This is a genomic window from Luteococcus sp. H91 (assembly GCF_038433135.1).
Lineage (GTDB): Bacteria > Actinomycetota > Actinomycetes > Propionibacteriales > Propionibacteriaceae > Luteococcus.
Window position 1 is genome coordinate 1 of sequence record NZ_JBCDMV010000047.1, and the last position, 3,564, is coordinate 3,564.

4 protein-coding genes are annotated in these 3,564 nt (G+C 61.9%); 1 reads left to right on the plus strand and 3 read right to left on the minus strand.

The annotated features are described in order from the left end of the window. Positions 1-459: helix-turn-helix transcriptional regulator (locus AAEX57_RS16075; protein ID WP_342093307.1), on the minus strand; the 459-nt coding region annotated here is incomplete at its 3' end. Between the two features lie 41 nt (positions 460-500). After that, the gene (locus tag AAEX57_RS16080) at positions 501-1,595 is read right to left on the minus strand and encodes a GNAT family N-acetyltransferase (protein WP_342093308.1); all 1,095 of its coding nucleotides are present in this window, start codon (positions 1,593-1,595) and stop codon (positions 501-503) included. 59 nt (positions 1,596-1,654) lie between these two features. Between AAEX57_RS16080 and AAEX57_RS16085 the strand changes: the two genes are divergently transcribed. Further along, positions 1,655-2,269 carry a TetR/AcrR family transcriptional regulator gene (locus AAEX57_RS16085; protein ID WP_342093309.1) on the plus strand — a complete coding sequence of 205 codons (615 nt, stop codon included), beginning with the start codon at positions 1,655-1,657 and terminating at the stop codon, positions 2,267-2,269. 160 nt (positions 2,270-2,429) lie between these two features. Here AAEX57_RS16085 and AAEX57_RS16090 read toward each other — a convergent pair whose 3' ends face one another. Further along, entirely contained in the window at positions 2,430-3,311 is an 882-nt protein-coding gene (locus AAEX57_RS16090; protein WP_342093310.1) for a hypothetical protein, read from the minus strand. Positions 3,312-3,564: the final 253 nt, after the last annotated feature.

Genomic DNA, 3,564 nt, shown 5'->3' on the forward strand with positions numbered 1-3,564 from the left:
CTGAGGAACACCACCATGACCACCCTGCCTTCCGCTCGCCTCGAGCAACAGGCAGACTAGAAACCACCAAACCAGTGGCTCCCTTTTCAGCCGCCGGAAACGGTCCCCAATTCGACCGTCGTTGACACGGGACTCGGCCCGATACGCGGTCGGGGTGACTCCCATGGTCTTGGCGAACTGCTCCGCCGCATGACCACGATTCCGCCACCCCACCCGGACCCCAATCTCGGCGATCGTCATGTCCGACTCCCGCAACAGCCGAGCCATCTCCCGCACCCGCAACCGAGCCAGCAACGCGATCGGAGGCATGCCAATCTGGTCATTGAAGACCCGCCCCACCTGCGACGGCGAGAGATACAGGCTGCCGGCGATCTCAGCGAGGCTCCAGCGATGCGCAAGGTCGCCCTGCATCTCTGCGGCTGCTTCCTGCACCACTGATCGAAGAGCAGACTTGCTCATGCGACCTCCTCACCCACATGGATGCTGGCAAGTCGTTCCAGCTAGACACTCGCAGGGGGCGGAGTGACATGTTCGCTTGCCAGGCATGCATAGACGAGGGTGCTGGTCCACTGACCCTTGCTGTACCAGTCCTCGACGTGGTGGGCTTCCAAACGCATCCCGACCCGTCGAGCCAGGGCGGCAGAGGCGGCATTGCGAGCATCCATCTGCGCAGTGATGCGGTGTAGTTGGTAGTGCTGGAATCCCACCTTGAGGACGGCCTGAACGGCTTCGGACGCGAACCCCTGGCCACCATGATCAGGGTCGAGCACCCAGCCGATTTCGGCTTGTCCATGCTCGCGGTCAGTCAGCCACAAGGCGACATCGCCGACTGGGAGGCGATCATGTTCGATCACCAGGGCCAGGGCGCCGCTCGTGGAGCCGAGGCCGGTTCTTTCAAGTCGCTGGGTGAGCTTCGTGTCGGTGTCTTCGACCGTCCACGGGTCATCGAGCAAGTATCTGGCGATCTCGGGACGTGAATAGAGTGCCTCCAGCCAGGCATGGTCTTCTGGCTGGTGAAGCCGTAGCCGTAACCGGTCAGTGGACAGCGGCCAGTGGGGATCGGGGTAGAGCCTGCGGCGGTAGTGGATGAGTTCCTCGCGTACGCCTGCTGGCGTGGTGTCAGCTTGGCGGGAAGTCTCGACAAACCCAGCATTGATCAGGCACTGTTGGGAAGCTCGATTGGCAGTGACGGTCCGGGCAGTCAAAGCGCTCAACCCGGACTCCCGAGCAAGGGTGACTGCCAACTCAAGACCGCGAGCGGCATGACCAGCGCCACGCCGCTCAGGGGCGATCCAGAAGCCCACCTCTGCCGACTCGGTGCCGACATCGAAGATCACCATGCTGCCTACAAACTCGTCAGACTCGGCATCCGCGAGAGCGAGCACAGCCAACGTGCCATCGGCCAAGCTTGGCTCCACCACCTCGCGGATCATGGTCCGTACCGATTCGGGGGTGTACTCAGGCTCCGGAAGATGACCGAACCTGCGCACAGCCTCATCTGCCGTACCGTCCGCATACGCCGCCGCATCCGCGTCCGTCATGCGCCGCAGACACGTGCTGCCCGACACGAGGGGAAGTACCGAAGACTCCAACATCCCACTAACCTAACATAGAACGCATAACTATCTGAAGGCTGTTCGGATAGTCTGGGGTGGTGAGCTACTGGGACCATCGCAAGCCCGTCCAACGCCATCGAGCAGTGGATATCGCCCAGATCGCTCGCGCGTCCGTCGCGCTGCTGGACGAAGGGGGCCTCAGAGCATTGACCTTGCGGGCAGTGGCGCAACACGTGGGGGTGGCCCCCGCAAGTCTGTACTCGCGAGTCCACTCGGTGGACGACCTCTTCGACCTCGCCCTGGACACGGCTCTCACATACGACCCCGCAATGCAACAGGCCATCAGTGACGCTGACTTGCCAGACCTCATGATGGCGTTCTTCCGCCATCTCGTTACTCACCACTGGGCGGGGCACGTGATCGCGATGCGCGCCCCACGCGGCCCCGCCTACATGCATCTCTCCGAACGCATGTGCCTCCTACTTGAACAAGCGGGGGCGAAGGACCCGCTGGGGGCGGCCTACCGCTTGTCGAACCTAGTGATCGGCAGCGCGCTCACCGCCCCCATGGCCCCCAACGAGAAGCACGCTGCGATCGACGCAGAACAAGCCCCCACCTACGCTCGCCTTCACCGCGAACACCACATCAGCCCGGAAACCATCCTCGCCGACGGCATCAGTTGTCTCCTCACCTGCACGGAGCAGACCGGCTAACGGAGACGCCACGCGTCTTGCAGATCGAGGACTGGCGCCCCCTGGGTGTCCCGATGATGCTGCACCGGGTGGTCGCTGGAGATGGCTGCATCGACCGGAACCGACCTGGTCGGCACCTCGATCTGCAAGAGGCGTGGCAGCTGGGCGTCGGCTCACGGCACTAGCCTGGCTCAGACTTGAGGAAGTGCGCCGGTCCATACTGTGACAGCGACCATCGGCCCGCTTGCCACTCTGGGGCACTTGTTCCGTTCCCGTCGATTCGGACCCAGCGCAGATCTGTCTGATGTCGCTCGGCATTGACGGTCAGTCTGACGTCAGTGTGCGCGACTGCTGCCGCCACGTGGCGGACCCGGAGGATCTCCCACTCTTCAAGTCTCAACTCTTGATACAGGAGCTTTGCCTCTTCGGCGAGTTGACCGACGGGTCGCTGCGTGGGGCCAAACTGCATGAAGTGTTGGCCCATTGGGCCCCATTGGCGTCTACTCCAGCGTTCGAGAAAGTCCGTGCAGGCGGCGACTAGTTCCGAGGGCTGATCGCTGAACGATTCCTTCTCGTGTTCATGGGGTTCCCATTGGTCAAGTCTGGTCTTGTCCGCTTGTACGTCACGCCAATGTGCCAGCGCCTCGCGAAACGTTGGGCCGGGCTCAACTGGGGCTGCTTGGCGTCTCCGGGAGTCGGCCCAGTCGGCGACTGCGAATAGCCTGTTCCATGCCTTTGTTGCGACGACTTCATTGTTGTAGTGCACCAGTGTTCCGTGCATGATCCCGTTGCGGGCTAGTTCGGTGGTTTCATCCACGCTCGTCTTGTAGTGGCCCTTGATGAATGACTGGTGGGCGTGGCTAAGGCCGAGGTGGTGCCCAACGACGCTGTCCCAAGCAACCATGTCCTCGGGTGACCGTGCATGCAACCCCTTGCGTTGGGCGGTGTCCAAGTCGTTGACGAACCCATCCATAACTGAGAGTAAAACGAGAACGGTGCTGTAGAAACGACCTGATTCATAGTCAACCAGGGCCTTCTGCAGCAAGGGGATGCGCGGCCGCATCTCGTCGAATCGGTTGAGTCGGCGAAGCGGGAATGAAATTCTATCCTGCGTTTGGTAATACTCGATGAGCCGCTGCTCAGCCGTCTCAGGGTCTTGAGCTGAGATGATTTCAGCGATGGCTTCTAGCCTCGATCTTTCATGAGGGCTGGTTGGTCAACGGTCCAGCGTCGTTGCCGGTCTCGTAGTCATGATTCTGGCATGGGGGTGTGACAAGGTCCCGCATGCGCTGCGGGTAGGCGTCGGTTCCACTGCC